The sequence below is a fragment of the Achromobacter ruhlandii genome, from assembly GCF_002082135.1.
In the GTDB taxonomy this organism is placed as follows: Bacteria; Pseudomonadota; Gammaproteobacteria; order Burkholderiales; family Burkholderiaceae_B; genus Achromobacter; species Achromobacter ruhlandii.
The window spans coordinates 4,670,005-4,694,601 of sequence record NZ_CP017433.1; the positions used below are offsets into that span (position 1 = coordinate 4,670,005).

The 24,597-nt window shown below is 69.7% G+C and carries 24 protein-coding genes; 8 read left to right on the forward strand and 16 right to left on the reverse strand.

Translation table 11 applies throughout. The features are described from left to right. Positions 1-36: 36 nt before the first annotated feature. Complete coding sequence (locus tag AruCF_RS21165) at positions 37-990, reverse strand: helix-turn-helix transcriptional regulator (protein ID WP_049075929.1); 954 nt, start codon at positions 988-990, stop codon at positions 37-39. Positions 991-1,083: 93 nt separating this feature from the next. On the opposite strand from AruCF_RS21165, the gene AruCF_RS21170 reads away from it, so the two are divergent. Then, the gene (locus AruCF_RS21170) at positions 1,084-2,286 is read left to right on the forward strand and encodes an MFS transporter (RefSeq protein ID WP_049075930.1); all 1,203 of its coding nucleotides are present in this window, start codon (positions 1,084-1,086) and stop codon (positions 2,284-2,286) included. A 44-nt stretch (positions 2,287-2,330) separates the two neighbouring features. Here AruCF_RS21170 and AruCF_RS21175 read toward each other — a convergent pair whose 3' ends face one another. Both AruCF_RS21175 and AruCF_RS21180 read right to left on the reverse strand, forming a co-directional pair. After that, positions 2,331-3,338 (reverse strand): Bug family tripartite tricarboxylate transporter substrate binding protein, encoded by a 1,008-nt coding sequence (locus tag AruCF_RS21175; RefSeq protein ID WP_049075931.1) that lies wholly within the window; start codon positions 3,336-3,338, stop codon positions 2,331-2,333. Between the two features lie 137 nt (positions 3,339-3,475). Continuing rightward, positions 3,476-4,411: a 4-hydroxy-tetrahydrodipicolinate synthase family protein gene (locus tag AruCF_RS21180; RefSeq protein ID WP_049075932.1), complete on the reverse strand. Its 936-nt coding sequence runs from the start codon at positions 4,409-4,411 to the stop codon at positions 3,476-3,478. Between the two features lie 235 nt (positions 4,412-4,646). On the opposite strand from AruCF_RS21180, the gene AruCF_RS21185 reads away from it, so the two are divergent. Next, complete coding sequence (locus AruCF_RS21185; RefSeq protein WP_049075933.1) at positions 4,647-6,965, forward strand: molybdopterin-dependent oxidoreductase; 2,319 nt, start codon at positions 4,647-4,649, stop codon at positions 6,963-6,965. 85 nt (positions 6,966-7,050) lie between these two features. Here the strand turns inward: AruCF_RS21185 and AruCF_RS21190 are convergent, their stop codons facing one another. Genes AruCF_RS21190 through AruCF_RS21200 form a run of 3 tightly spaced genes read right to left on the reverse strand, consistent with a single transcriptional unit; the run spans position 7,051 to position 9,260 of the window. Beyond that, positions 7,051-7,902, reverse strand: a complete 852-nt coding sequence (locus AruCF_RS21190) for an alpha/beta fold hydrolase (RefSeq protein ID WP_049075934.1) — start codon at positions 7,900-7,902, stop codon at positions 7,051-7,053. Then, on the reverse strand, positions 7,899-8,348 hold the full coding sequence (locus tag AruCF_RS21195; RefSeq protein ID WP_049075936.1) for an acetyltransferase: 450 nt from the start codon (positions 8,346-8,348) through the stop codon (positions 7,899-7,901). Before AruCF_RS21195 ends, AruCF_RS21190 begins: the two co-directional genes overlap by 4 nt. Before the next feature lie 36 nt (positions 8,349-8,384). Next, entirely contained in the window at positions 8,385-9,260 is an 876-nt protein-coding gene (locus AruCF_RS21200) for an NAD(P)-dependent oxidoreductase (RefSeq protein WP_049075938.1), read from the reverse strand. 213 nt (positions 9,261-9,473) lie between these two features. Here AruCF_RS21200 and AruCF_RS21205 point away from each other — a divergent pair, with 213 nt between their 5' ends. After that, entirely contained in the window at positions 9,474-10,262 is a 789-nt protein-coding gene (locus tag AruCF_RS21205; RefSeq protein ID WP_049075939.1) for a hypothetical protein, read from the forward strand. A 72-nt stretch (positions 10,263-10,334) separates the two neighbouring features. On the opposite strand, the gene AruCF_RS21210 is transcribed toward AruCF_RS21205, so the two are convergent. The 6 genes from AruCF_RS21210 to AruCF_RS21235 all read right to left on the reverse strand — a co-directional run bounded on the left by AruCF_RS21210 (position 10,335) and on the right by AruCF_RS21235 (position 15,883). Then, positions 10,335-11,102 carry a class II aldolase/adducin family protein gene (locus tag AruCF_RS21210; protein WP_049075941.1) on the reverse strand — a complete coding sequence of 256 codons (768 nt, stop codon included), beginning with the start codon at positions 11,100-11,102 and terminating at the stop codon, positions 10,335-10,337. Between the two features lie 263 nt (positions 11,103-11,365). Then, complete coding sequence (locus AruCF_RS21215; RefSeq protein WP_049075943.1) at positions 11,366-12,082, reverse strand: hypothetical protein; 717 nt, start codon at positions 12,080-12,082, stop codon at positions 11,366-11,368. Positions 12,083-12,171: 89 nt separating this feature from the next. Beyond that, complete coding sequence (locus AruCF_RS21220) at positions 12,172-13,053, reverse strand: glycosyltransferase family protein (protein ID WP_235432691.1); 882 nt, start codon at positions 13,051-13,053, stop codon at positions 12,172-12,174. 192 nt (positions 13,054-13,245) lie between these two features. Then, positions 13,246-13,644 (reverse strand): PRC-barrel domain-containing protein, encoded by a 399-nt coding sequence (locus AruCF_RS21225; protein WP_049075947.1) that lies wholly within the window; start codon positions 13,642-13,644, stop codon positions 13,246-13,248. Between the two features lie 77 nt (positions 13,645-13,721). Continuing rightward, positions 13,722-14,027: an ElaB/YgaM/YqjD family protein gene (locus tag AruCF_RS21230; RefSeq protein ID WP_049075949.1), complete on the reverse strand. Its 306-nt coding sequence runs from the start codon at positions 14,025-14,027 to the stop codon at positions 13,722-13,724. Positions 14,028-14,113: 86 nt separating this feature from the next. Next, positions 14,114-15,883, reverse strand: coding sequence for a thiamine pyrophosphate-requiring protein (locus AruCF_RS21235; protein WP_049075951.1), 1,770 nt, complete (start codon positions 15,881-15,883; stop codon positions 14,114-14,116). Here AruCF_RS21235 and AruCF_RS29270 point away from each other — a divergent pair. Further along, positions 15,861-16,211, forward strand: a complete 351-nt coding sequence (locus AruCF_RS29270) for a hypothetical protein (RefSeq protein ID WP_156524680.1) — start codon at positions 15,861-15,863, stop codon at positions 16,209-16,211. The two genes, AruCF_RS21235 and AruCF_RS29270, sit on opposite strands and share 23 nt — an antisense overlap. A gap of 34 nt (positions 16,212-16,245) precedes the next feature. Here AruCF_RS29270 and AruCF_RS21240 read toward each other — a convergent pair whose 3' ends face one another. After that, entirely contained in the window at positions 16,246-16,725 is a 480-nt protein-coding gene (locus tag AruCF_RS21240; RefSeq protein ID WP_049075952.1) for a VOC family protein, read from the reverse strand. A 268-nt stretch (positions 16,726-16,993) separates the two neighbouring features. On the opposite strand from AruCF_RS21240, the gene AruCF_RS21245 reads away from it, so the two are divergent. Both AruCF_RS21245 and AruCF_RS21250 read left to right on the forward strand, forming a co-directional pair. After that, positions 16,994-17,638, forward strand: a complete 645-nt coding sequence (locus tag AruCF_RS21245; protein ID WP_053086023.1) for a hypothetical protein — start codon at positions 16,994-16,996, stop codon at positions 17,636-17,638. Beyond that, positions 17,631-18,737, forward strand: a complete 1,107-nt coding sequence (locus AruCF_RS21250) for a hypothetical protein (RefSeq protein WP_235432692.1) — start codon at positions 17,631-17,633, stop codon at positions 18,735-18,737. Before AruCF_RS21245 ends, AruCF_RS21250 begins: the two co-directional genes overlap by 8 nt. Before the next feature lie 18 nt (positions 18,738-18,755). Here the strand turns inward: AruCF_RS21250 and dmeF are convergent, their stop codons facing one another. The 3 genes from dmeF to AruCF_RS21265 form a co-directional block, all read right to left on the reverse strand. Next, positions 18,756-19,787, reverse strand: coding sequence for a CDF family Co(II)/Ni(II) efflux transporter DmeF (gene dmeF / locus AruCF_RS21255; RefSeq protein WP_049075956.1), 1,032 nt, complete (start codon positions 19,785-19,787; stop codon positions 18,756-18,758). A gap of 54 nt (positions 19,788-19,841) precedes the next feature. Then, positions 19,842-20,114, reverse strand: coding sequence for a metal/formaldehyde-sensitive transcriptional repressor (locus tag AruCF_RS21260; protein ID WP_049075958.1), 273 nt, complete (start codon positions 20,112-20,114; stop codon positions 19,842-19,844). A gap of 93 nt (positions 20,115-20,207) precedes the next feature. Then, positions 20,208-21,131, reverse strand: a complete 924-nt coding sequence (locus tag AruCF_RS21265) for a helix-turn-helix transcriptional regulator (RefSeq protein ID WP_049075960.1) — start codon at positions 21,129-21,131, stop codon at positions 20,208-20,210. A gap of 156 nt (positions 21,132-21,287) precedes the next feature. Here AruCF_RS21265 and AruCF_RS21270 point away from each other — a divergent pair, with 156 nt between their 5' ends. Together AruCF_RS21270 and AruCF_RS21275 are read left to right on the forward strand one after the other, a co-directional pair. Further along, positions 21,288-23,384, forward strand: a complete 2,097-nt coding sequence (locus AruCF_RS21270; protein ID WP_235432693.1) for a TonB-dependent receptor — start codon at positions 21,288-21,290, stop codon at positions 23,382-23,384. A 14-nt stretch (positions 23,385-23,398) separates the two neighbouring features. Then, positions 23,399-24,589, forward strand: coding sequence for an MFS transporter (locus tag AruCF_RS21275; RefSeq protein ID WP_049075961.1), 1,191 nt, complete (start codon positions 23,399-23,401; stop codon positions 24,587-24,589). The last annotated feature ends 8 nt before the right edge of the window (positions 24,590-24,597 follow it).

The following is a 24,597-nucleotide window of genomic DNA, read 5'->3' on the forward strand; positions in this document are numbered from 1 at the left end:
GATACCGGTATTGCCGCTACCCCCCACCGGGCGCGGCTATCGCGCGGCGCCGCGCAGCCAGGCCTTGGGGGTGGCGCCGCGATGCGCCTTGAAGGCCTTGATGAAATGGCTGAGGCTGGAAAAGCCGATGCTGTAGGCGGTTTCGGTGACCGAGCAGCCGCGCCGCAACAGGCCGGCGGCCGCCTCCATCCGCGCTTGCAGCAGGCAGCCGTGCACTGATTGCCCGTAGAGCGACATGAAGCCGGCCTGCAGCCGCTTTTCGCTCAGGCCCACGGCGTGCGCCAGCTGCCGCACGCCGCGGCAATCGGCGTATTCGTGCTGGATGCGGCGGTGGGCCTCGGCCAGCCGCTTGCGGTCGGCCGGCGGCGGCAAGTCGGCAGCGGCGCGGCCGGCCAGGTGCGCCAGGGTCAGGGCCAGGGCCTCCTGGGCCTTGCCTTGCAGATACAGCGCGGCGATCTCGCCACGGTCCTGGTTCCAGGCCAGGATCTCGCCGGCCACGCGCGCCAGTCCCGGCCACAGCGGCAGCGTCGCCAACTGCGCGTCACGCGCCGGCACGCTGCCGTCGGCCGCGAACGCGGCGGGCGGCACCTGCCGCAAGGTGCGCCGCCACAGGGCGCGCACGGTGTCGCTGAAAAAACGGATGTCGACGGCGCGGATATTGTGGCGGCCCTTGAATTCGTCCCATCCCGGCACCGGCTCGGCCGTGCCGTGCAGGATCACGCTGCCCGGCTGGATGCGCAGGGCCGCGCCGCCCTCGAAGCCCACCCCGAACTGCCCTTCCAGCACGATCGCCACGCCGACGCTGGATTCGGCGGCGCCGCTGGCGGCCCAGTCGGACTCGGGTCGGCCGTCGAGGCAGCCGATCGAGATGCCGCCCGGCAGCTCGTGCTGGGTGCGGATCCTGAGCCAATCCGGCGGCAGCAGGCGCAGCAGGTCCTGCGCGGTAAGGGGCGCGCGGCGGTCCGGGGCAGGACGGGGCTGAGAGGCCATTTTGTTCCAATTCCGCAATTTCCGGCGCGGATTCGCTAGCGCGGCCGCCGCCTGGCCAGGATGATAACAATTTTCATCCGCATCAAAATTTCCATGCCGCCTTTGCCAGACACCGCCCGCCGCCCGAACGAGGCCGCCGCCCTGTTCGTCTTCAACACCTTGTGCCTGACCGCAATCATGGCCTTCATGCCCGTGATCGGCCCGGTGGTGCGCGGCCTGCGGCTGGCCGAATGGCATGGCGGCCTGGTGGTCACCGTGGCCGGCGTGCTGTGGATGCTGATGGCGCGCTACTGGGGCGGCCGCAGCGACCGCATCGGCCGCCGCGGCGTGCTGCTGCGCGCCGCCGCCGGCTACATCGCCAGTTACCTGCTGCTGGCCATCGGCCTGGACCTGATGCTGCGCGAGCCGCCGCCGGTCTGGCTGGCGCTGCTGGCGCTGATGGCGTTGCGCGCCCTGATCGGCGCCTTCTACGCCGCCATGCCCACCGTCAGCGCGGCTCGCATCGCCGACATCACCGCGCCGGAGCAACGCGGCGCCATGATGGCCAAGCTGGGCGCGGCCAACGGCCTGGGCATGGTGCTGGGGCCGGCCATCGGCGGCCTGCTGGTCAAGGACAGCCTGACGCTGCCGCTGTACATCGCCGCCGCGCTGCCGCTGCTGGGCACGCTGTGGCTGGCCGCGAAGCTGCCGTCCGATGCCGCGCACGAGCCGCGCGCCACGCCGCCGCTCAAGCTGAGCGACCGCCGGCTGCGCCTGCCGCTGGCCGCGATGCTGCTGGCCATGAGCGCGGTCATCACCGCGCAGATGATCGTCGGCTTCTACGCCATGGACGCGCTGCGCCAGGCGCCCGGCCCGGCCGCGCGGACGGCGGGCTGGGCCATGACCACCGTCGGCGTCATGCTGATCCTGGTGCAGGTGGGGCTGGCCAAGGCGCGCCGGATGAACGCGCCGCGCTGCCTGGCGGGCGGCGCGCTGCTGTCGGGCATCGGCTTCCTGCTGGTGCCGGCGCTGGGCGGCACCGCGGGGCTGGTGGCGTGCTACGCCGTCATGGCGGCCGGCATGGGCCTGGTGTTCCCCTCGATCCAGACCTTGGCGGCCAATGCCGTGACCGCCGACGAGCAAGGCATCGCCGCCGGCTCGGTGATCGCGGTGCAGGGCATGGCGATGGTGGTGGCGCCGCTGGTATGCACGCTGCTGTATGGCGTGCGACCCTGGATGCCTTATGTGGTGGCCGCCAGCCTGTTGCTGCTGGTGGCGCTGGCCGCGACGCTCAAGCCGCGCGTGGCCGCCCCATGAAGCCACGGCCCCCCGCGGCGGGGGGCCTGGTCAATGGGTTCGCATCATTCGGTAATGTGAATGTTGGCCTGGTCGATGATGACCTGGTAGCGCTTCATCTCGGCGTCGATGAACCTGGCGAAGGCCGCCGAGTTCTTGACCGACGGTTCAAAGCCCAGGCCATTGAGCTGGTCGACGATCCTGGAGTTGGCCATCACCTTGGCCGAGGCCGCCTCCAGCTTGCGCAGTACCGGCTCCGGCAGCTTGGCCGGCCCCCACACGCCATACCAGGAATAGAACTCGAAGTTCTTCTGGCCCTGCTCCTTCATGGTGGCAAGATCGGGCAGCAGCGGACTGCGCGCGGCGCCGGTCACGGCCAGCGCCTTGAGCTTGCCGGCGCGCACCATCGGCAGCGACGACAGCATCGGATCGATCAGGCCCTGCACCTGGCCGCCGACCAGATCGGACAGCGCCGGACCGCCGCCGCGATAGAGCACGATGGGGATCTGGTCCAGGCCGTTGTCATGCAGGAACGAGGCCGCGGCCAGGTGCCCGGCCGAGCCGAAGCCGGAAGTGGCGAAGGAGTACTTCTGCGGTTCGGCCTTGAGCAGCTTGACCAGGTCGCCCACGTTCTCGGCCGGCACCTTGGGATAGACGCTGAAGATCAGCGCGCCCTGCGCCAGCTCGCTGATCGGCGTGAAATCCTTGACCGAATCAAACTTGATGGTCTTCTTGTACAGCAGCGGATTGATGGCGTGGATGGACGCGTTCAGGTACAGCGTGTAGCCGTCCGGCGCGGCCCGCGCAACGTAGGCCGCCCCGATCATGCCCGAGGCGCCGGCGCGGTTTTCCACCACGATCGACTGGCCCAGCTCCTTGCCCAGCTGTTCGGCATACAGGCGCGCCACGCCGTCGACGGAGCCGCCGGGCGGGTGCGGCACCACCAGGGTGATCGGGCGCTGCGGATAGTTGTCGTCGGCCAGCGCGGCGGCGCCTGACACGACGCCCACCGCCAGCAGGGCGGCGCTGAGCAGCCGCTTGAGCGGCGCGGGGCGGGACGGGGAACGGAACATGATGGGTCTCTCTAGGCGATGGCGCGTCCATTCCGGACGCGCAGGGGCCGACCACGCCACCGGCCGCGACGCTCGCGGCCGCCATGTCGTGGATCGTCAATAGGCATCCGGCGGCTATTGCCGCCGGAACAGGGGAATCAGGCCGCCTTGAGCTGGGCGGAGCTGAAGCCGTACTTGGCGTCCAGCCCCAGCTCGCGCACGATGCGCAGGCCCTTGGCCAGCGCGTCGCCCTCCAGGCCGCGCAGCGGGCGGCGCAGGTCTCCGACCGGCAGGCCCACCGCCTTCATCAGCGACTTGATGGCGACCGGGTTGATGGCCGAGTACGAGTAGTGCAGCATCGGCAGCAGGCCCAGGTAGCCTTCGCGGAAGCTGACCGACACGTCCGGCGTGTCCCAGGGGCGCGAGATGTCGGCCATCTCGGCCGGCGCGATGTTGCCGGTCATGTTGGCGGTGCCGTGGCCGCCCAGGCTCATGGTGGGCACGACCAGGCCCAGGTTGGGCGAGTCGCAGCACATCACCGACACGTCGGGACGGCCGCGCAGCACCTGCGCCACCTGGCCGACGCGGGTGGTCGATTCCTTGTGCACCACGTAGTTGGGGTGCTTGAAGATGCGCAGCAGCTGGTCCCAGTGCAGGTCGCTCTTGACCCGCGGCGGGTTGTTGTAGATGCCCAGGGGCAGGTCGGTGGCGTCGGCCACTTCAAGGAAATAGGCTTCGGTGTCGGCCTCGGATGCGCAGATGTAGGCGGGCGCGGCCAGGATCGCGCCGTCGGCGCCGTTGGCGTGCGCGAACTTCAGATAGTCGATGGTGGTGTCGGTGTTGTTGCCGGTGCAGCCGTAGAACAGCTTCATCTTGCCGGTCTTCATCTTGGCCGTCTCGACGATCACCTGACGCCGCTCTTCGGGCGACAGCATCGAGACCTCACCCGTGGAGCCCATGATCAGCACGGCGGCGGTGCCGTTGTCTTCCTGAAACTTCAACAGACTGCGGAAGGCGCTGAAATCGACGCTGCCGTCGCGATTGAACGGCGTGACGATGGCGACGAAGGACCCCTGGATTTTCATTTTGCTCATGACCTGCTCCACATGCGGATGGACTGCTCAATCAAATAAGGCCAGGCTGGCGCGCGATGGTTGGCGCCCGCACCTGGCCATTCCCCTTGCTGCTTTTGCAGTATAGGAAGAGCGGCCCCGAAAATTTTTCTATTTTCCACACTTTCGAGGGGCCCGAAAGACAAAGAATTTCTAAGGCAATGCGTTTAAGTTATGAGGATTTCCATGACAATACGCTTTTCACGGCGCCGCCCGCATGTCCGAAGCGATCTCCCGTTATCCGTCCCTGTCCCACTGGGGCGCGTACACCGCGCTGGTGCGCGACGGCCGTGTCGTGGGCTGCGAGCCGTTCGTCCATGACCAGGCCCCGTCCCCGCTTATCCATGCGATGCCCGACATGGTGCATTCGCCGCTGCGCATCGCCCGCCCCGCCGTGCGCGCCAGCTGGCTCAAGCATCGCGGCGCGCCCGAGCTGCGCGGCGTGGACGGTTACGTGGAGGTCGACTGGGACACCGCGCTGGCGCTGGTGCACGACGAATTGCAACGGGTGCGCGCCCGGCATGGGCCGACCGCCATCTTCGGCGGCTCGTATGGCTGGTCTTCCGCCGGCCGCCTGCACCACGCCCGCACGCTGACACACCGCTTCCTGTATGCCGGCGGCGGCTGCGTCGACCAGTCGGGCAACTACAGCTGGGGCGCGGCGCAATTCCTGCTGCCGCACATCATCGGCACCTATGCCCCCGTGACCGGCCGCATCACGGACTGGAACAGCGTGGTCGGGCACACCCGGCTGCTGATCGCGTTCGGCGGCATCCCGCTGCGCAACACCCAGATCGCCTCGGGCGGCGCGGGCGACCACAGCGCCCCCGGCTGGCTGGCGCGGGCGCGCCAGGCCGGCATGCGCACCGTGGTGGTCAGCCCCACGCGCGGCGACGCGCCGGCGGCGCTGGCGGCCGAATGGATCCCCATCCGTCCCAACACCGACGCCGCGATGATGCTGGGCATGGCCCACACCCTGCTGGCCGAGGGCCGCCACGACCGCGACTTCCTGGCCCGCTGCTGCAATGGCTTCGAGCAGTACGCCGACTACCTGCTGGGCCGCGCCGACGGCCAGCCCAAGGACGCTGCCTGGGCCGCGTGCATCTGCGGCGTGCCGGCCGATACCATCCGCGCGCTGGCGCGGGACGCGGCCGGCACCCGCACGCTGCTGTCGTGCTCGTGGTCGCTGCAGCGCGGCCATCGCGGCGAACAGCCTTACTGGGGCAACGTGGCGCTGGCCGCCCTGCTCGGCCAGATCGGCCTGCCCGGCGGCGGCTTCGCCTTCGGCCATGGCTCGATGAACGGGGCCGGCAATCCGCGCCCCGACCTGCCGGCGCCGGAGATGCGCGCGGGCCGCAATCCTGCTGGCGCGTCGATCCCGGTGGCGCGCCTGACCGACATGCTGCTGCGGCCGGGCGAGCCGTACGAATTCAACGGCAGGACCGGGACCTATCCGGACATCCGCCTGGTCTACTGGGCCGGCGGCAATCCGTTCCATCACCACCAGGACCTGAACCGGCTGATGCGGGCCTGGGCGCGGCCCGAGACCATCATCGTGCACGAGCCCTGGTGGACGCCGACCGCGCGCCGCGCCGACATCGTGCTGCCCGCCACCACCACGCTGGAACGCAACGACATCGGCGGCTCATCGCGCGACCGTTACCTGCTGGCGATGCGGCAGGCGCTCGCTCCGGTGGGCCACAGCCGCAACGACTTCGACATCTACCGCGAACTGGCCGCGCGCGGCGGCTTCGAGCACGCCTTCACCGAAGGCCGCGACGAAATGACCTGGATCCGCCACATCTACGAACAGATGCGGCCGGCCTGGGAAGCGGCGCAACTGACGCTGCCGGCCTTCGACGAATTCTGGGAACGCGGCCACGTCGCGCTGCCGCCGCCGGCGCGCGACTTCGTGCTGTTCGAGCAGTTCCGTGAAGACCCCGCCGCGCATCCGCTCAAGACCCGCTCCGGCCGGCTCGAACTGCACAGCGCGGCCATCGCCGAATTCGGCTACGACGACTGTCCGCCGCATCCGGCCTGGCTGCCGCCGGTGGAATGGCTGGGCGCCGAGCGCGCCGCGCGCTGGCCGCTGCACCTGGTCACCTGCCAGCCCGCCGACCGGCTGCACTCGCAGCTCGACCCGGCGCCGGCCACCCGCGCCAACAAGGTCGCCGGGCGCGAGGCGGTGCTGCTGCATCCCGACGATGCCGCCGAACGCGGTATCGCGCAGGGGGATGTGGTGCGCCTTTTCAATGATCGCGGCGCCTGCCTCGGCGGCGCGCAACTCAGCGCCGACCTGCTGCGCGGCGTGGTGGTGATGCCGACCGGCGCCTGGTTCGATCCGCAGGACGACGCGCTGGAGCGTCATGGCAACCCCAACGTGCTGACGGTGGACGTGGGCACGTCGCGGCTGGCGCAGGGCCCGAGCGCGCTGTCGGCGCTGGTGCAGGTGGAACGCTGGCACGGTGAGGCGCCCGCGATGCGGGCCTTCGAGCCGCCAGCGCTGCAACCGGAGACCTCGGGCGCGCCACGCTGACGCCGCAATCGCGCTCCCATTGCCGCGCGACCGCACCGGCCTGGCGCCCGATTGCCGGCGTATGCGAGGCGCCTGTGAACAGACCCTAGGCCGCCCGCAGGAACGCCAGCACCGCGTCGTTCTGCCCGCGGATGAAATGGCGTTCGCGCGGCAACAGCGTCACCTGCGCGCGCGGCGCCAGGCGGCGCAACCGTCTGCAGGTCTCTTGCGAATCGAGCATCACATCGCGCCCGCCCACCGCCACGAACAGCGGCTGCGCCAGCTGGCGCAGCGCCTCGTCGCTGAAAACCGGAATGGCGCCGAAGCGCGAGCGGAAGCCGCGGTCGATGGCGTGCATCAACGCGAACTGGGCGCGGTCGGCGGGCGCCGGATCGGCCGGCAGCGGCCCGATGATGCGGCGACGCACCAGCGCGCGACCCGCGGGCCCCAGCAGCAACAACGGCAGAACCCACGGCAGGATGTTCTTCTGGCGGCCGATGCCGGACGGGCACAACAGCGCCAGCCGCTCGACCCGCGCCGGCCGCCGCACGGCGAAGTCCAGCGCCAGCCACGCGCCCAGCGAAATGCCGAAGCACGCCGCGCGCGCCACGCCCAGGCCGTCGAGCACGGCCTCCAGCCAGGCCGCGTGCGCATCGCTCGCCAGCGGCAGCCGCGCCGGCGCGCTCGGGCCGGCCTCGCCGATCAGGTCGATCGCGTAAATGCGGAAATGCGGCGCCCAGGCCGCGGCCTGCCGCTGCCAGCTGGCCGCCGTGCTCTGCGCGCCATGCAGCAGCACCAGGGGCGGTGCGTCCTCGCGGCCGCACACCAGCACATGGGTGTCGCCGGCCGGCGTCGGCACCATCACTCGCCGCACATCGGCCGGCCAATGGGCCAGCGCGGCGGCATAGGCCTGGCGCACGGCCTCGGCGTGGCGCTCGGACTTGAAGACCGGGCTCATGCCGGCGCGTCGCCGCGATGACGCAGATGGATCAGCGGATACGCCCGTCCCTGGCCATCACGCTCGGAACGCCCGGTGCGCTCGAAGCCCAGCCGTTCATAGAAGCCGATCGCCTGCGCGTTCTGCTCGTTGACGTCGGTGCTCAGGCCGGGATGGCGCCGCAGCGCGTCCTCGACCAGCGCGCGCCCGACGCCCGTGCCGCGCGCGGCGGGGTCGACGAACAGCGCTTCCATGTGGCTGCCGTCGAGCAGCATGAACGCCAGCGCGCGGTCGTTCGCATCCACGGCCAGATCGAGCGTGGCGGCGGGCAGGAAGCCCACCACCTCGGCCTCGATGTCATGGCGGTCCTGCGGCGACAGGAAGTCGTGGGTGGCATCGACGGCGCGGCGCCAGATGTCGACGACGCGTTCGCCGTCGGCGGGGGTGGAGGTTCTCAGGGTAATCATGGATGCTACGGAAAAAAGAAGAAGGGTTGGCGGCCGTCAGCCGGCGTCGGTGCGCCGTTCGATGGCGCGGATCACCGCCACCATGTCGGACGCGCCCAGGCCCTGGGCCTCGGTCTCGCCGTACAGCGCATGGCTGGCGTCCAGCAGCGGCGAAGCGATGCCGGCGCCGCGCGCGGCCTCGGCCACCAGGCGGCTGTTCTTGAGCACGTCGGTGATCGCCGCCTGTACGGAGAAGTCCTGCGTCACCAGCTTGCCCAGCTTGACGCGCGACACGTCGCTGGCCATCGGTCCGGCGTTCAGCACCTCGGCGAACAGGGCCAGGTCGATGCCGTGACGCTCGGCGAAATGCACCGACTCGGTCAGGCCCGTGACCATGGTGATCAGGAACAGATTGACCGACAGCTTCATGACCAGCGCGGACGGCACCGCGCCACAGACGAAACTGTCGCGGCACAGCGGCCGCACCAGTTCGCGCACGGCCGCGACGTCATCGTCATGGCCGGCCAGCATCACCACCAGTTGCCCGGCTTCGGCCGGCTTGCGCGAGCCCGACACCGGCGCCTCGACGTAGCGCCCGCCGGCCGCCTCGATGTCGGCGCCCAGCTGGCGCGAAAAGTCGGCCGAGGTGGTGCCCATATTGACGATCACGTGGTCGCGCACGCGCGCGGCGAAGTCGTCCGTGCCGCGCGCCAGCACCGTGTCGATGGCCGCGTCGTTGGCGAGCATCAAGATGACGGTGCGGCATTGCACGTAGACCTGGCCGGCACTGTCGGCCACGCGCGCGCCCGCGGCGCGCAACGCGTCGTAGCCGCCGGGGGAACGGCTCCAGACCACCAGCGGCGTGCCGGCGCGGGCCAGGTTGAGCGCCATCGGCGTGCCCATGACGCCCAGGCCGATGAATCCGATATCCATATGAGTCTCCGATATACGTTCAGGGGCGAGTCAACGCCGCCTTGATTTCCGCTCCGATGATAAGACATGCCCGGCACGCCCGCCTCAGCCTCGCACCGCCGCGCTCAACCGCGCCGATGTTTTTTGCAGCGTTTTACACAATTGGAGACGTCCCGCCGGGGATTTCGGGCCACAATGCGCCGGCATCCGTCCGTCGTCTCACCAGGAACCCCGATGAACAAAGCCCTAGCCCTGCTGCTCTGCGCTGCCCTGCCCACCCTGGCCACCGCCGCCCAGCCCGATGTCGAGGCACTGAAGCTCGATCCGCGCAACAAGCTGTACTGCAACGAACAGGCCGACTGGTGCGTCGGCATCAAGGTCGATGGCAGCTTCGAGGAAAACGGCCCGTTCGCCACCAGCCGCACGCTGCGCGCCGAGTACCGCATCTGGGACCTGCCCGACATCCCGAACTTCTCGCGCTTCACGGTCTGGCCGCACCTGATCCGGCTGAGCGAGGAACGCGCCCTGGTGGGCGTGATCGGTCCCAACGAGCCCGACTACAAGGAGGAAATCCAGTTCCCCGGCGGCAGCTTCTCGCGCCGCGACCTGTACCTGTTCGCGGTCGACCTTGGAGACAAGTCGTCGAATCTGGTGCAATTGCTGCCGTACAGCGCCAAGGCCGGCATCCGCGCCTGCGCCAACGAGGCGGACGAGAAACGCCGCGAAGGCAACTGCATGGACTATTACCGCTATGACGCCACGGTGAAGGCCCTGCCCAGCCAGCAGCCGTACCCGGACCTGCAGGTCACCACCCAGGCCACGCGCAGCCCGGCCGACGCCAGCCGCTACGCCGATTCGAGCAAGCGGCCCGCGCCGACGGCCGCGCAACTGCAACCGCAGGCCGACAAGCAGTGCAGCTACACGGTGACCTACAAGTGGAAGGCAGACGGCTCGGTCTACCAGCCGGCCACGCCAGTGCCGGACTGCGCCGAGTTCCTGGAACCGCAGCCCGGGAAGAAATAAGGCGCGGGCCTTGGCCACCCTGGCCGCGTCCGCCCCGCCGCACCGGCGGGACGCGGCGGACCGCTGGGGTCGTCAGTCGGCGTAGCCCGGATTGCGCCGGTCCAGCCGGCGCAGCAGCCCCGGCCAGGCCAGCGCGGCCTTGTGGGCGCGGTCGGCCGGGGATTCCACCGCGGCGCGAGCCAGCACCTCGGGCGGGATGAAGGTCAGTTCTCCGCCGCCGGCCTGCGCCCGCACCTGCACCATGCAGGCCGCTTCCAGCCGGTGCATGGCCTGGAACGCTTCGGCCATGCTCTGCCCCACCGTCAACAGGCCATGGTTGCGCAGGATCAGGTAGTTGTTGCTGCCCAGGTCGCGCACCAGCCGCGGCTGCTCTTCGGGATTGAGCGCCAGGCCCTCGTAGTCGTGATAGCCGAGCGAACGCAGCACGATGAACGCGAACTGCGACAGCGGCAGCAGGCCTTCCTTCTGCGCCGACACCGCCACGCCGTTGATGGAGTGCGTGTGCAGCACGCACATGGCGTCCTTGCGGGCCGCATGGATACAGCTGTGGATGGTGAAGCCGGCCGGATTGATGTCGTATTCCGAGTCCATCACCTTGCGGCCTTGCAGGTCGATCTTGACCAGGCTGGAGGCCGTGATCTCGTCGAACATCATGCCGTAGGGGTTGATGAGGAAATGCTCGGTGCCGGGCACCTTGGCCGTGATGTGGGTGAAGATCAGGTCGTCCCAGCCGAACAGCGCCACCAGCCGGTACAACGCCGCCAGGTCTTTGCGCACCTGCCATTCCGTGGCGCTGACGCGCTCGCGCACACCGCCGCCCACCTTGCCTGCCGTATCCATCTCGTCTCCCTTGCCTGATGTTCTCCCGTCACCGGCGCGGCGCGGGAGCTTGTTGCACAATGTGTTCGGTAATGTATTCGGTTTATGCGCCCGCGGCGGCGCCGGCCAGGCAAGCGTCCGCGCTGTGCAACAGGGGCGCGCGGCGGTCATGGATGTCGCCCGGCTACCGCGGGGCGGTCCGGGCGTGACGTGCCTGGCCGGGGGCCGCCAGGGGCCGCTAAGTGCCCGCTAGGCGCCCGCGCGGGCTGCGCGGCGAGCGGCTGTCAGTCCGCGTCGGTCCACTGGCCGCTGTCCGGCCGCACGCATTGGCGCGCGTCGCCACGGCGCACCTGTTCCGCTTCCAGCCGCGCCGCGCCGGCGGCATCGACGTCGAAGTCGATGCCCAGCGCGCCCGCCACGCGGGCGTCCTCGATCGGCAGTTCCCATGTCAGGAATACCTGCGACAGATCGCGGCCGTCCGCGAAGTCGGCGGCGTCGAAAACGCTGGCGCCGCGCGGCACCACGCCATGTGGCTGGCAGGTATCGAACAACACGGCGGTGCCGCGCGTCAGGGCGATGCGCCGGCCGGTCTGGGCGAAAACCAGATCCAGGCCCTTGTCCTCGCTCAGGAACAGGTTGCAGAAGGCGGCGCCGCCGTACTGGTTGCCGTCATGATGGTAGCGGGCGCCGCGGCAAGCCATCAGGGCGATGTCGCCCGTGTCCAGCGCATCGCCCAGGCCGAGCGCCGCGGTCCAGTCGCGCATGGCGCGCACGCAGGCGCCATAGTCGGGCCAGCGCACGATGGCGCGCGCCAACGGCATCTGCTCGACATCGCCCGGCTCCAGTTGCAGGCGGGTATCGATCTCGCGCGTCCAGTCGGCCAGCAGGCGCGCGGGCGGCGCGGGCAGGGCCAGGGTGGCGGTCGGCGTGGCGACGCCGACGCCGCGGCTGCGCAAGGCATCGCCGCTGGCGAAATACGAGATGAGGGGAACGCGGGACATGCCGCTATTAAAGCCCAAAGCCGCCGCGCAACGCCGCCGGAACCCGGCCCGCCCGCCAGACCGGCCGCCCGGCCCTGCAGGGGCCGGATTCAGCCGCCGACCGCGCCGGCCCAGAGCCGCTGTATCCAGGAGCGGCGCGGCGCTCGCGGCCGGTTGCCGGTGTAGTCCTTCTGCGAGGCCTTGACCACCTCGCCGAACGGCACGCTGCCGCGGTAGTCGTCGGGCCTGTGGCCAGCGGCCAGCGCTTCCTGGTAGTAGCGGTCGAACAGTTCGGCCAGGTCGGTGCGCGCATGCGCCACCACCTCGCCGTCGAACCAGTGGCGCCTGCCTTCGTCGCGCAGGCGCGGCATGGCGTAGCGGTGCGAGAACTGCGTGCCCATGTCGGAATAATGCAGGATGCCGATCTCGTCGGGCGCCAGGCCTTCGCCGTCGATGCTGTTGTAGCGCGCGTCCAGGTGCCGCACCAATTGCGGCCGCGCGGCGAAGTAGTGCTTCATTTCGCGGTTGGCGTGACGCTTGGCGCGCAACGCATCAAGCGCCGGCAGGTGGTCGCGGGCGCGGGCGCAATCCCACAGCGCCACGCACGACCGCCAGCCATCGCCGTCGCGGCGGCCGGCGACGATGGCATCGCCTTCGAAGGGCAGGTCCCAGATCTCGGCCAGGTCGCACAGCACCAGCATGTCGGCGTCCATGTACAGGGCGCGGCCCTCGAAGCCGGCGGCGGCCGGCACCGCCCAGCGGAAGGCGGAAAACGGCGTCGACCATTTCTCGGTACGCCAGCCGCGACCGCGTTCGGGATCGCAATACCAGGGGCTGGCCGGGTCGCGCGACAGGCGCATCCAGGTGATCTCGACCGGCCGCGAGGCATGCTTGCGGGCGCTGTAGTCCAGCACCATCATCTGTTCGAGGTCGCAATCGTTCGGGTCGCAGCCCACGAAAATCCTGATGGCGTCGCGCATCTGTGTCGTCATCCCTGGCAATGGGGTCGGGGCCTCGGGCCGCCCAACCTGAATAATTGCTGAATTGTAATCGGACTTTACCCCGGGCGCGATGCTTTCCGCATCGGGACGCCCAGCCCGTGCCGGCGGCCGGCCCGCCCGCGCAGGGACGCGCAGGCCGCCGGCCGCCAGGACACGCCGGGCGCGTGGGGCACCGGCCCGTTGCTACCAGTAGATGTCCTGGTTGTAGTACTTGTGCAGCTCACGCGCCCAGGTCTCGTCGGCCATGCTCGGCCAGTTGTCCTTGTCGAACCCCGGCGCGTTCTTGAGCGTCTCCTTGTCGACGTTGAGCACGAAGCACTTGCGGTCCGTATCCAGCGTCAGCGCCGCCCAGGGAATGGCGAACAGCTTTTCGCCCATTCCCAGCACGCCGCCGCGCGCCAGCACCGCATAGGCCACGCGGCCGCGCGGCACGTCGATCATGATGGCCTTGATGTCCCCCAGGCTCTCGCCGGCGCCGTTGTAGACATCGTTGCCTTCCAGCGTATTGGCGGCCATGACCTCCGGGCCGGGGCCCAGTGCCTTGGACTTCGGACCGCCGACGATATTCGCTTGCTGTTCCATCGCGTTTCTCCCGCGGGACTGTTCCCGCTGTCTGTCGTTGAAGGATGAATCGTTGTGAATGACGAGTGAGGCCGCCCTCAGCGGCGCCGGGCTTCCGACATCAGGCACGCGCCGGCCAGCGCGCCCACCAGCACGGCGCCGGCGATGCTCTTCCAGGCGTTCTCGTGCACATACCCGTCGGTGGCCGCCGAGACTTCCCGGGCGCGCCGCCACGCGTGCTTCTCCCAACCGCGCGCCTCGGCGCGCGCGGCATCGAGTTGCTGTTTGAGGCGATCGCGCGCCGCTTCGATCTCCGCGCCACCGTAGCTGGCCGTGCTGCGCAGCAGGTTCTCGGTTCCCGAAATCAGGTCGCGCAACGTGCCGTTGCCGTTCTGTGTAGCCATGACACCTCCTTGAAAAAAACGTCCGCGCCAGCCGCGCTGCGAGCCCGGACCCAGCCCTTCCAGCAAGCCGCGTGCCACGGCCCCTGTCAGCCTGCCCACCACTGTTTGATGGTGGCGCGCAACGCGGCGCTGCCCGCGGCGCCGGTCTCCTTGCGCAGGGCCGCCATGTAGGCGCCGAATTGCTTCATCGACACGTGCGGCGGCAGCGGCGGCATTTCCGGGTCGGTTACCACTTCCAGCACCGCCGGCCGTCCGGCCGACAGGGCCCGGTCCCAGGCCGGTCCCACCTCGTCGGGCGAGGTCACGCGGATACCCTCCAGGCCCAACAGGCGGGCGTAGTCCGCGTAAGAGAATTGCGGCAGCCACTGCGAGTCGGCAAAGCGCGGATCGCCGCCCATCACGCGCTGCTCCCATGTCACCAGGTTCAGGTCGCCGTTGTTCAACACCAGCACCACCAGGGTTGGATCGCTCCAGTCCTTCCAGCGGTGCGCGATAGTGATGAGTTCGTTGATGCCCAGCATCTGCATCGCGCCGTCGCCCACCAGCGCGATCACCGGACGCGCCGGATACGCAAGCTTGGCCGCCACCGCGTAAGGCACGCCGCAGCCCATGCTGGCAAGCCCCCCGGATACCGAGGCCATCATGCCTTCGTCCAGCTGAACGTCGCGCGCATACCAGTTGGCGGCCGAACCCGAGTCGCAGGTGACGATGCTGTGCGGCGGCAGGCGGCTGGACAGCTCCAGGAACGGGCGCTGCGGGTTGACCGGCGTGGCATCGACCAGGGCGCGGGCGCGCACCGTTTCGCGCCAGCGCCGCACCGACTTCTCGATCTGTTCGCGCCACGGGTTTTCCGCCTTCGGTTCAAGCAGGGGCAGCAACGCATCGAGCGTCAGCCTGGCATCGCCCACCAGCCCGACCTCCACCGGATAGCGCAGGCTCAACTGGCGGCCGTCCACGTCGATCTGCACGGCGCGGGCCTGGCCTTCCCTGGGCAGGAATTCCGCGTACGGAAAGGACGTGCCCACCATCAACAAGGTGTCGCAATCGTTCATCATTTCCCAGCTTGGCTGGGTGCCCAGCAGCCCGATGGCGCCCGTGACGTAGGGCAGCGCGTCCGGCAGCACCGCCTTGCCCAGCAGCGCCTTGGCCACGCCGGCCCCAAGGCGCTCGGCCACCGCTCGCACTTCGTTGCCGGCGGACAGGGCGCCCGCGCCCACCAGCATCGCCACCCGCTCGCCGCGATTGAGGATGTCGGCGGCATTGGCCAGCGCGGTGGCGGGCGGCACCGCCGCGTGCGAGGTGACGCCGATGCCGGTGCGCACGGTGCCGTGTTCGCGCGGCGGCACCGGCACCGCCTCCAGGTCCTGCACATCGTTCGGCACGATCAGGCAGGTGACGCTGCGCCGCTCCATGGCGATGCGCATGGCGCGGTCGACCATGTGGCGCGCCTGCACCGGCGAAGTCACCATGTGCACGAACTCATGCGCCACGTCCTTGAACAGATTCACCAGGTCCACTTCCTGCTGGTAGTCGCCGCCCAGCGCGCTGCGCGCCTGCTGGCCGACGATGGCCACCACCGGCTGGTGATCCAGCTTGGCGTCATACAGCCCGTTGAGCAGGTGGATGGCGCCCGGGCCGGAGGTGGCCATGCACACGCCCACCTGCCCGGTGAACTTTGCATGCGCGCAGGCCATGAAGGCGGCGCCTTCCTCGTGCCGCGTCTGCACGAATTCCAACGTGTCGTTGCGCCCGAACGCGCCAATCAATCCGTTGATGCCGTCGCCGGGATAGCCGAACACGCGTTGCACGCCCCATTGGCCGAGACGGTCCAGCATGAAGTCGGATACGGTTTGCATGGCGTTGCTCCTTCTGTCTGCACAGGTGGATTACGCCGTGCGCAACTGGCGTGCCCGGGCGGCCCGCCCGGCGCATGCCGCGCAGCCGCAGGCGGCATTTACAACGGGCGGCAACAACGACACGGGCGCCTTGCGGCGCCCGAAGTTCGAGGGACAGGAGCAATGGCCTGACCGCGTTGCGCGGGTCCGGCGGCTGCAACGCATGCTCGGCGAAAGCGCCGCCACCGGACTCGTGGCGTTCCACCGCCTCGTACCAGGCGTATGGGCGGAACGTCTTCCTGACGGAAGCCGTGATGCGCTACCGCGGGTTCACTTATCAGCGCAATGAGCGCGATGGCGCGCCGCCGGAGCCGCGCCCCGGCTCAACCGCGCAAAGCCGCTTCGATTCCGGCCACGTCGATCTTGCCCATCCGCATCATGGCCTCGAAGGCGCGCCTGGCCGCGGCGCGGTCGGGCGCCACCAGCGCCTCGGTCAGCACGCGCGGCGTAATCTGCCAGGACAGGCCCCATTTGTCCTGGCACCAGCCACAGACATTTTCCGAGCCGCCGTTGCCGACGATCGCATTCCACAAGCGGTCGGTCTCGGCCTGGTCGTCAGTGGCGATCTGGAACGAGAAAGCCTGGTTGTGCTGGATGCCGGGACCGCCGTTCAGGCCGAGACAGGGAATCCCGGCCACCGTGAATTCCACGGTCAGCACATCGCCTTCGCGCCCCGACGGATAGTCGGCGGGCGCATGCATCACGCGGCCCACGGCGCTGTCGGGAAAGGTCTGTGCGTAGAACCGCGCCGCGTCCAGCGCGTCACGGTCGTACCAGAGGCAAATCGTATTCTTGCTGATCATCATCGGTCTCCTGCGATGAGAAGCGAAACGCGAAACGAAGCAGGCAACGCGCGAACGCTATACGCCGATAGCGCTCGCCAGGTCCGCGCCCCGCTCACTGAAGAATGCTGCCCGGTCGAGCATAACGCCGGCCCCGGGGCGCAGTCGTTACGAAGCGTTGGCGAATCTCAAGCGCCCAACGGTGGCGATACTCCCCCCGGGGTGACAGGCCGTCGCCGCTCTGCGCATAATCCCGGGCATCCCGTCCTCCCCCAAGGATTCCACCGGCATGTCTTCCCCCCCGCTGGCATCGACGCGTCTCGCCGTTCTTCGCATGCGCCGCGCGCTCTGCTGCGCCGCGGTATTGCTGTGGCTGGCTTGCGCGCCCGCCGCCCAGGCTTTCGACCGCCAGGCCCAGACGCAGCGCTACCAGCAATGGCTGGCCGATTTCGAACGCGACCTGCGCCAGCTGGCCGCCGTGCCCAACCCCACCGACGCCGACGTCGAACGCATCTTCGCCGACACGGTGGTGCCCTCATCGCGCGCGGTGGCCTTCGTGCGCCAGTTGGCCGCGCAGCCGGCCGGCACGGTGTCGGGGGAAATTGCCTACCAGGGCCGGGCGCGCCTGCTGCTCGGCCTGTTACGGCAATCGGTGGTGGCGGGCGACGGCGGCCCTTACACCGACGCGCCGCCGGGCCAGGCGCCGCTGCGGTTGCGCGCCTGGTATCTGCATATCGACGGCGGCGGCCAATTGGAGCGCCATTTCAACGACCCCGACGCCTATAAGCCCTATCGCCTGCCGCCCGACGGCAAGCTCGAGCGCGACGCCTATCCCTTCCTGGTGTTCGAGGACGGCCCGCGCCTGCGGCTGGGCGCCATGACGCGGGAATACTGGGATGTGGTGCGCTTTCTGGACGGGCTGCAACATGGCTGACGCGACGATGTCCCGCCGCTGGCCGCGCCGTCTCGGCGCCGCGCTGCTGGCCGCGGCGCCCACGTTGGGCTGGGCCGCGTGCGCGCCCATCGACACGCCTTTCGGCGCCGAGCCGGCGGGCGTGGCGTTGCGCCCCCAGCCGCTGGCGCTGGCGCTGGACGGCCCGCGCGTCTTGCTGGGCCTGCATGGCGAGCGCGTGCAGGCCGACACCCGGCTGATCAGCGTGCCCGAGGACGGCGATCTCACGCCGCGCCTCTGGCCCGACGCGGTGGACTGGAACGTCTACGCCAGCCGCGCCGGCGAACCCGGCGCGACCGTGTTGCAGCGGGATGCCGACGGCCGGCTGTGCCGCATCGACCGCTACCGGCAGGTGCGCGGACGCCAGGTCGAGGATGGCGGCTACCGGCTCGCCTACGATGCCCAGGGCCGGCTGGCGGCCTACGCCGAATTCACGTCGGCGCGCAGCCAGAGCGCGCTGCAGCAGGCTTGCGTCAGCCGTGACGGCCACGGCCGCGTCACGGCCGTGTTCCTGGACGATTGCGGCGGCGCGCCGTCGCGGCCGGTGTACTACGTGCGCGACGATGCCGGCGCCCTGCTGCGCATCATCGACCAGCGCGCCGGCCCGCTCGGCACCCGGGTGCAGCGCTTGAACGCCGATGGCACGACGCGCGCGGTCTACCGGTCACGTCCCGATCCCGACCGGGACGGCGCGATGATCGCCTATGCCCTGCCGTCCAACCCGCAGGACCGGATCCTGCCGGTGGCGCCCGGCGCGTCGCCGGTCGTCATCACCGAGATCCCCGACGAGCCCTGGCGCGTGGTGCGCGTGCCGCCCGACACGGTCGAGGGCGACGGCCTGCCGTCGTGGGATCCCAAGGTGCAGACCGTGCTGCTCAAGGGCGTCAGCAATGCCCAGGGCCGTGTGGTGCTGGCGTCCGCACAGATTGCGCCGTTTCACCGGGCCTTGCGCGAGACGCCGGGGCGGGTGTTCCTGTACGTGCACGACATGACCCGCTTCCTGCCCGTGACGGCGCTGAATGCCCAGGCCTGGGAGCGCTGCATTGACCCGGCCCGCCGCGACGCCGACGCCTGCGAATGAGGCCGCCGGCCGCCCCGTTCACGGGACGGCCTGGGTTTCCACCGTCAGGTGCGACAGGCCGGCGATATGCGCCAGCTTGGCCTTGTAGAACGCGCTGTCGCGCGGATGGCGCGTGACCAGGGACACGATGGCCGCGTAGTGGCCCGGCCCCACCTGCCACACATGCAGGTCGGCAATCTCGCCGTCGCCGGCATCCAGGGCCTGTTCGATGTCGCGCCGCATTTTCCCGCTCTGCGGCGTGGCGTCGAGCAGCACGGTGCCCGAGTCGCGGATCAGGCCCCACGACCAGCGCGCGATGACCAGCGCGCCGACCACGCCCATCGCCGGATCGGCCCATAGCCAGCCGTAGCTGCGGCCCAGCAGCAAGGCCGCGATGGCGAGCACCGAGGTCAGGGCATCGGCCAGCACGTGGATGTAGGCCGAACGCAGATTGTTGTCGTGGCTACGTTGCGGGTGCGCGTGAGCCGCGGCCGGCGCGTGGGCGTGGGACGGGCTGGCGTGAGAATGCGCGTGGCCGTGATCATGGTCATGGTCATGGCCGTGGCCGTGGCCGTGGTCATGATCGCGGTCATGCCCATGGCCGCCATGTCCATGCGCGTGGCCATGGTCGTCCTTCAGCAGCCAGGCCGACACCAGGTTGACCAACAGCCCCGCCGCGGCGATGGCGATGGCCTCGTCGAAGCGGATGGGCACCGGATCGACCAGCCGCGCCAGGCTGTCCCAGCCGATGATCAGGGCGATCAGGGCCAGCACGATGGCGCTGGCGAACCCCGCCAGCTCGCCCAGCTTGCCGGTGCCGAAGGTGAAGCGCGGATTGCGGGCCTGGCGGCGCGCGTAGCCGTAGGCCAGCGCGGTGATCAGCATGGCGCCGGCATGGGTCGACATGTGCCAGCCATCGGCCACCAGGGCCATCGACCCATAGAGATTGCCGGCGATGATCTCGACGACCATCATGCCCGCCGTCAGGGCAATGACCCACCATACCCGGCGCTCGTTGCGCCGGTGGTCCTGGCCGAGGAAGACGTGGTCATGGGTCAAGGGGGTATTCATGGGATTGCTCCTGCTCGCGGGGCCATGAACCGGCGGCCCCCTGCCGGCGGGCCGCTATTTCATGTAGGCCCGGATCACGTCCATCATTTCCCGCGCCGCCTCGACCCGCTCGGCCTCGGACGCCGCGTGCACGACGTGCTCGTCCAGGTGGCCCTGCATGACTTCCGCCGTCAGGCCGTTGAGCGCGCCGCGGGCCGAGGCCAGCTGGCGCAGCACTTCGCCGCAGGCCGATTCGGCTTCGAGCGCGCGCTCCAGGCCGTCCAGCTGGCCGCGGATGCGGCGCACGCGGGCGATGAGTTTTTCCTTCTGGCGGATGGTGTGGGCCATGGTTGGTGCGCGGGAAATATAGTGTAGGGGACTATATTATATCCACCACATCCGCCGCCCCATTCCCCTGCCGCCGTCCCGGAAATGCGAAGGCTAGGCCCCGCGCCGCAGGGCCGATGGGTTGACGCCGAACTGCTTGCGGAACGCCGCCGAGAAGTGGCTGGGGTTGCTGTAGCCGAGGTCGGCGGCCACGTGCGACACCGACAGCCGTCCGCGCAGCAGTTCGGCGCGCGCCTGCTGCATGCGTTCGTGCTGGAAGCAATCGTAGATGCTGCGGCCGTAGTGGCGGCGGAACGCGCGCGCCAACGTCGGCACGCTGACGCCCGCCTCGTGCGCCAGCGCCTCCAGGCTGGGCGCACGGCTCAGGTCGGCCAGCAGATGGTCGCGCACCCGCGCCAGGCGGCGCTGCATCGCCACCGGCAGGCTGGCCAGGGGCCGGCCGCAGGACTCCAGGAACAGCCCCACCAGCAGCAGCGACTGGGCCTGCAGCCACAGCCCATGGCGGCAGGCCGCGCCCTCGCCAGCCAGGCCCTGCGTCAACTGGTGCGCGGTGCCGCGCAGCTCGGCGCCGCCGTGGCCGTGCAGGAAGCAGGCCGCCGACGCCAGGCCGCTGGCCAGGTCGCCTTCGAGGTCGTGGCTCCAGCGCCGCAGCAGGTCGGGCCGGACCATGACGGTGACATTGTCCAGGCAGCCTTCCTGGCAATAGTGGCCGCGCCGACCCGGGCCGTAGCTGATGGTGCCGGTGCCCTCGCGCACCGCGAACTCGCGGCCGCCTTCCCAGCCGTCGAAATGGCAGGCCGCGCGCCCGTCCATGCGGCTGTTGAAACTGAAATGGACGTAGTCGCTGTCATCCTGCAGGGGAAGCTCGATGGCCTCGCGCAAATCGCTATGCCAGTAGACCAGTTCGGCGCCGTCCTGCAGCGGCATGCGGGTGATGCGGCAGACGCTGCCCGGGCCCAGGCGCAGCACCGAAGTGTCCATCACGAAACGGGAAAGCGGGATCAGGCCGGAACTCATGGGACACGCACCAGGCAGAGTTGATCCGATTCGGGCGGAGATGATCGGATTCGGGTAGCAATACAAATGTAAATCATTATCATCCATTCATATCAAGCCCGCAATCGCGGTCCGGCCAACCGCGCTTGCCCCACCCCCTATCTCCAGAAGGCCCCCATGCGACTCCCCGCCCTGCCGGCACTTTCCCTGTCCACGCTGGCACTGTCCATCGCCCTGCCCACCCAGGCGCAATCCGCTTCGGATGCCGCCACCCTGCCCGCCGTCACCGTGCATGCGCGCGGCACCGATGAAAACGCCAAGGACCTGCCCTACACGGTCGACGTCACCGACGGCATCACGCTGGAACAGCGCCGCCTGCTGAACCTGGAGCAGGTGCTGCGCGCCACGCCCGGCGTCAACGTCAATTCCTCGGGCGGCGCCAACGTGTCCACCATCTACATCCGCGGCGTCGGCGCGCTCTATCCCATGAGCATGGACGACAGCTCGGTGGCGCTGAATGTCGACGGCAGCCCGCTGTCGACACGCCACATTTCCATCGGCACGCTCGACGTCGACCAGATCGAGGTGCTCAAGGGGCCACAGGGCACCCTGTTCGGCGGCATGGGCGAGGCCGGCGCGGTCAACCTGACCACGCGCCGCCCGACCCGCGAATGGGAAGGCTACGCCCGCGCGGAATATGGCCAGGAACGCCAGTTCCTGACCGAAGCCGCGGTCGGCGGCCCGCTGGGCGACAAGCTGGCCGGCCGCTTCGCCATCCGCGCCGGCGGATCGGATCACTGGATCGAGAACGCCCGCAACGACCAGCCGCTGTCCAAGCCGCGCGACCTGGCGTTCCGCGGCAGCCTGCTGTGGGACCTGACCACTCGCACCAGCGCGCTGGTGTCGGCCGAACGCCACCAGATCCGCCACCTGGGCGAACAACTGGTGCTGATGCCCTACGGTCGGCCGCCCATCGTGAACATGGATCCATCGATGCTGGACGACGCCAGAAAGACCGTCGAACGCTACACCTTGCAGCTTGACCACCGCTTCGACCAGGCGCGGCTGACCGCCATCTCCGCCTATACCGACAGCTACAACATCGGCCCCGTGGTCTACGACCGCCGCCTGCAGAACGTCATGGGCCGCGGCAACAGCGAATTCTGGAATGTCGATGAAACCCGCGAACACCTGTTCACCCAGGACCTGCGGCTGGCGTCGCTGCCGGAAAGCCAGGTGTTCTGGGTGACGGGCCTTTCGTATTCCCAGGCCAGGCGCTCCTACGACACCCCGCGCAACACCTACGGCAACGCCAGCGCCAAGTACCGCGACTTCGACACCGACCGCTATGGCATCTATGGCGAAGCGACCGTGCCCGTGGCCAGCCGCTGGAAACTCACCACCGGCCTGCGCCAGTCGTGGGTACGCAAGACCTATGACGGCAAATACCACGACGGCGGCGCCGCCACCACCGACCATCGCAAGCTGGACGATACCTTCACCACCGGCCGCATCGCGCTGGCCTATGCGCTCACGCCCACCACCACGCTCTATGGCAGCTACGGCCGCGGCTACAACCCAGCCGGCTTCAACGACTACGCCGCGCAGCCGTTGGACAGCCAGCCCTACAAGGCGGCCAGCACCAACGCCTACGAGTTCGGCTTCAAGTACCTGAGCGCCGACGGGCGCTATGGGCTGGACGGCGCGGTCTACCTCAACCAGGTGCGCAACAACCACTTGCTTTCCTATGACTCGGCCACCTTCGCGGTCAACGCGCTCAACGCCGACACCCGCAGCAAGGGCGCCGAACTGCGGGGCACGATGCAACTGGACAACGGCCTGGGCTTGAGCGCCGGCCTGAGCTACATCGACGCCCGCATCACCACCGCCGTCAACGGCATCGCCGACGGCGACGTCAAGGCCGGCAACCGCGTGCCCGACGTCTCGCGCTGGGGGGGCACGCTGGGCCTGACCTACCGCCACGCCATGCCGCCCATGGCAGGCCTGTCCGCGCCAGTGTTCAACGCCCGCATCGACTGGCAGTACGTCGGCAAACGCGCGGCCGACCCGCAGAACCACCTAGAACTCGACGGCTACCAGTTGCTGAACGCGCGGCTGGGCATCGCCGACGGCCGCGCCGAGTACTACGTGTGGGGCAGCAACCTGCTGAACCGGCAATACGACCTGTACGGGTACTTCACGCCGCCATCGGTCGCCTATGGCGCGCCGGCCCGCGGCCGCACCGTCGGGGTCGGCGCTTCCTATACCTATTGACCCGGAACCTTCTCATGCCATCGCGCCGCGCCTGGGCCTTGCTGGCCAGCCTCTACAGCACCCAGTTCCTGGGGCTGATGTTCTTCGTCATCGCCATGGTGGCCATCCTGCGCGACGGCGGGGCCAGCCTGGACACCCTCGGCCTGGTCTACCTGATAGGCATGGCCTGGCCGCTCAAGGCGTTGTACGCGCCGTGGATCGACCGCCACGCCACCGGCCTGCGCGGCCACTACCGCGGCTGGCTGCTGGTGACACAAGCCGGGCTGGTGCTGTGCCTGGCCCTGATCGGCATGCTCGACCTGCGGACCGACTTCACGGCGGTCTACCTGCTGTGCTGGGCCACGGCGCTGTTCTCGGGCGCCCAGGACGTGGCGCTCGACGGCCTGGCCTGCCGGCTGCTGACCCGCCCGGCCGATCGCGGCTTCGGCAATGGCCTGCAGATCGCCGGCGGCCTGATCGGCAACCTGGTCGGCGGCGGCATGATGCTGATGCTGTATCCAAGGCTCGGCTGGCGCGGCTGCTGCCTGTTGCTGGCCGCGCTCACGGCGGTGTCATGGATCCAGCTGCTGGGGTATCGCGAACCGCAATGGCCGCGCAGCGCCGGGCCCGCCAGCCATGCGCGCCTGCTGGCCTTCTGGCGCGGCCCGCAACGCAAGCGCTGGCTGCTGTTGCTGGTGCTCTATCCGGCTTCCGCGTCGCTGGGGTATGCCGTCATCATGCCCTCGCTGATCGACACCGGCTGGTCGCTCGCCGACATCGGGCTGGTCCTCAACGTAGTCGGCGCCAGCGCCGGCCTGCTCGTGGCGCTGGCCTACGGCCGCCTGCTCAAGCGCTGGTCGCGGCGCGGCGCCACCCTGTCGGCGGCGCTGTTGCAGGTGGCGGGCATCGCCGGCCTGGCGCTGCCCGCCATGTCCTGGGGGTCGCACGCCACCACGGGCGTGGCGGTGGTGCTGTACTACATGCTGTACACGCCGGCCGCCACGGTGCTGTGCACGCTGATCATGGATCAGTCGTCGCCGCAAAGCCCCGCCACCGACTACACCCTGCAGATGAGCGTGAGCCATTTCTTCGCGATGCTGCTGACCTCGGCCGGCACCCTGCTGGCCGGACGCATCGGCTACGGAGGGGTGGTCGGCGCGGCGGTCGCGCTGGCGGTGCTCGGCCTGCTCGCCGCCATGCGCTGGGTTCCCCGGGAGGCGGCATGAACAAGCCC

Excerpts from the sequence above, each read along its gene's own strand:
- AruCF_RS21165 (WP_049075929.1), bottom strand. The coding sequence starts at position 990 with ATGGCCTCTCAGCCCCGTCCTGCCCCGGACCGCCGCGCGCCCCTTACC.
- AruCF_RS21170 (WP_049075930.1), top strand. The coding sequence starts at position 1,084 with ATGCCGCCTTTGCCAGACACCGCCCGCCGCCCGAACGAGGCCGCCGCC.
- AruCF_RS21175 (WP_049075931.1), bottom strand. The coding sequence starts at position 3,338 with ATGTTCCGTTCCCCGTCCCGCCCCGCGCCGCTCAAGCGGCTGCTCAGC.
- AruCF_RS21180 (WP_049075932.1), bottom strand. The coding sequence starts at position 4,411 with ATGAGCAAAATGAAAATCCAGGGGTCCTTCGTCGCCATCGTCACGCCG.
- AruCF_RS21185 (WP_049075933.1), top strand. The coding sequence starts at position 4,647 with ATGTCCGAAGCGATCTCCCGTTATCCGTCCCTGTCCCACTGGGGCGCG.
- AruCF_RS21190 (WP_049075934.1), bottom strand. The coding sequence starts at position 7,902 with ATGAGCCCGGTCTTCAAGTCCGAGCGCCACGCCGAGGCCGTGCGCCAG.
- AruCF_RS21195 (WP_049075936.1), bottom strand. The coding sequence starts at position 8,348 with ATGATTACCCTGAGAACCTCCACCCCCGCCGACGGCGAACGCGTCGTC.
- AruCF_RS21200 (WP_049075938.1), bottom strand. The coding sequence starts at position 9,260 with ATGGATATCGGATTCATCGGCCTGGGCGTCATGGGCACGCCGATGGCG.
- AruCF_RS21205 (WP_049075939.1), top strand. The coding sequence starts at position 9,474 with ATGAACAAAGCCCTAGCCCTGCTGCTCTGCGCTGCCCTGCCCACCCTG.
- AruCF_RS21210 (WP_049075941.1), bottom strand. The coding sequence starts at position 11,102 with ATGGATACGGCAGGCAAGGTGGGCGGCGGTGTGCGCGAGCGCGTCAGC.
- AruCF_RS21215 (WP_049075943.1), bottom strand. The coding sequence starts at position 12,082 with ATGTCCCGCGTTCCCCTCATCTCGTATTTCGCCAGCGGCGATGCCTTG.
- AruCF_RS21220 (WP_235432691.1), bottom strand. The coding sequence starts at position 13,053 with ATGACGACACAGATGCGCGACGCCATCAGGATTTTCGTGGGCTGCGAC.
- AruCF_RS21225 (WP_049075947.1), bottom strand. The coding sequence starts at position 13,644 with ATGGAACAGCAAGCGAATATCGTCGGCGGTCCGAAGTCCAAGGCACTG.
- AruCF_RS21230 (WP_049075949.1), bottom strand. The coding sequence starts at position 14,027 with ATGGCTACACAGAACGGCAACGGCACGTTGCGCGACCTGATTTCGGGA.
- AruCF_RS29270 (WP_156524680.1), top strand. The coding sequence starts at position 15,861 with ATGAAGTCGGATACGGTTTGCATGGCGTTGCTCCTTCTGTCTGCACAG.
- AruCF_RS21235 (WP_049075951.1), bottom strand. The coding sequence starts at position 15,883 with ATGCAAACCGTATCCGACTTCATGCTGGACCGTCTCGGCCAATGGGGC.
- AruCF_RS21240 (WP_049075952.1), bottom strand. The coding sequence starts at position 16,725 with ATGATCAGCAAGAATACGATTTGCCTCTGGTACGACCGTGACGCGCTG.
- AruCF_RS21245 (WP_053086023.1), top strand. The coding sequence starts at position 16,994 with ATGTCTTCCCCCCCGCTGGCATCGACGCGTCTCGCCGTTCTTCGCATG.
- AruCF_RS21250 (WP_235432692.1), top strand. The coding sequence starts at position 17,631 with ATGGCTGACGCGACGATGTCCCGCCGCTGGCCGCGCCGTCTCGGCGCC.
- dmeF (WP_049075956.1), bottom strand. The coding sequence starts at position 19,787 with ATGAATACCCCCTTGACCCATGACCACGTCTTCCTCGGCCAGGACCAC.
- AruCF_RS21260 (WP_049075958.1), bottom strand. The coding sequence starts at position 20,114 with ATGGCCCACACCATCCGCCAGAAGGAAAAACTCATCGCCCGCGTGCGC.
- AruCF_RS21265 (WP_049075960.1), bottom strand. The coding sequence starts at position 21,131 with ATGAGTTCCGGCCTGATCCCGCTTTCCCGTTTCGTGATGGACACTTCG.
- AruCF_RS21270 (WP_235432693.1), top strand. The coding sequence starts at position 21,288 with ATGCGACTCCCCGCCCTGCCGGCACTTTCCCTGTCCACGCTGGCACTG.
- AruCF_RS21275 (WP_049075961.1), top strand. The coding sequence starts at position 23,399 with ATGCCATCGCGCCGCGCCTGGGCCTTGCTGGCCAGCCTCTACAGCACC.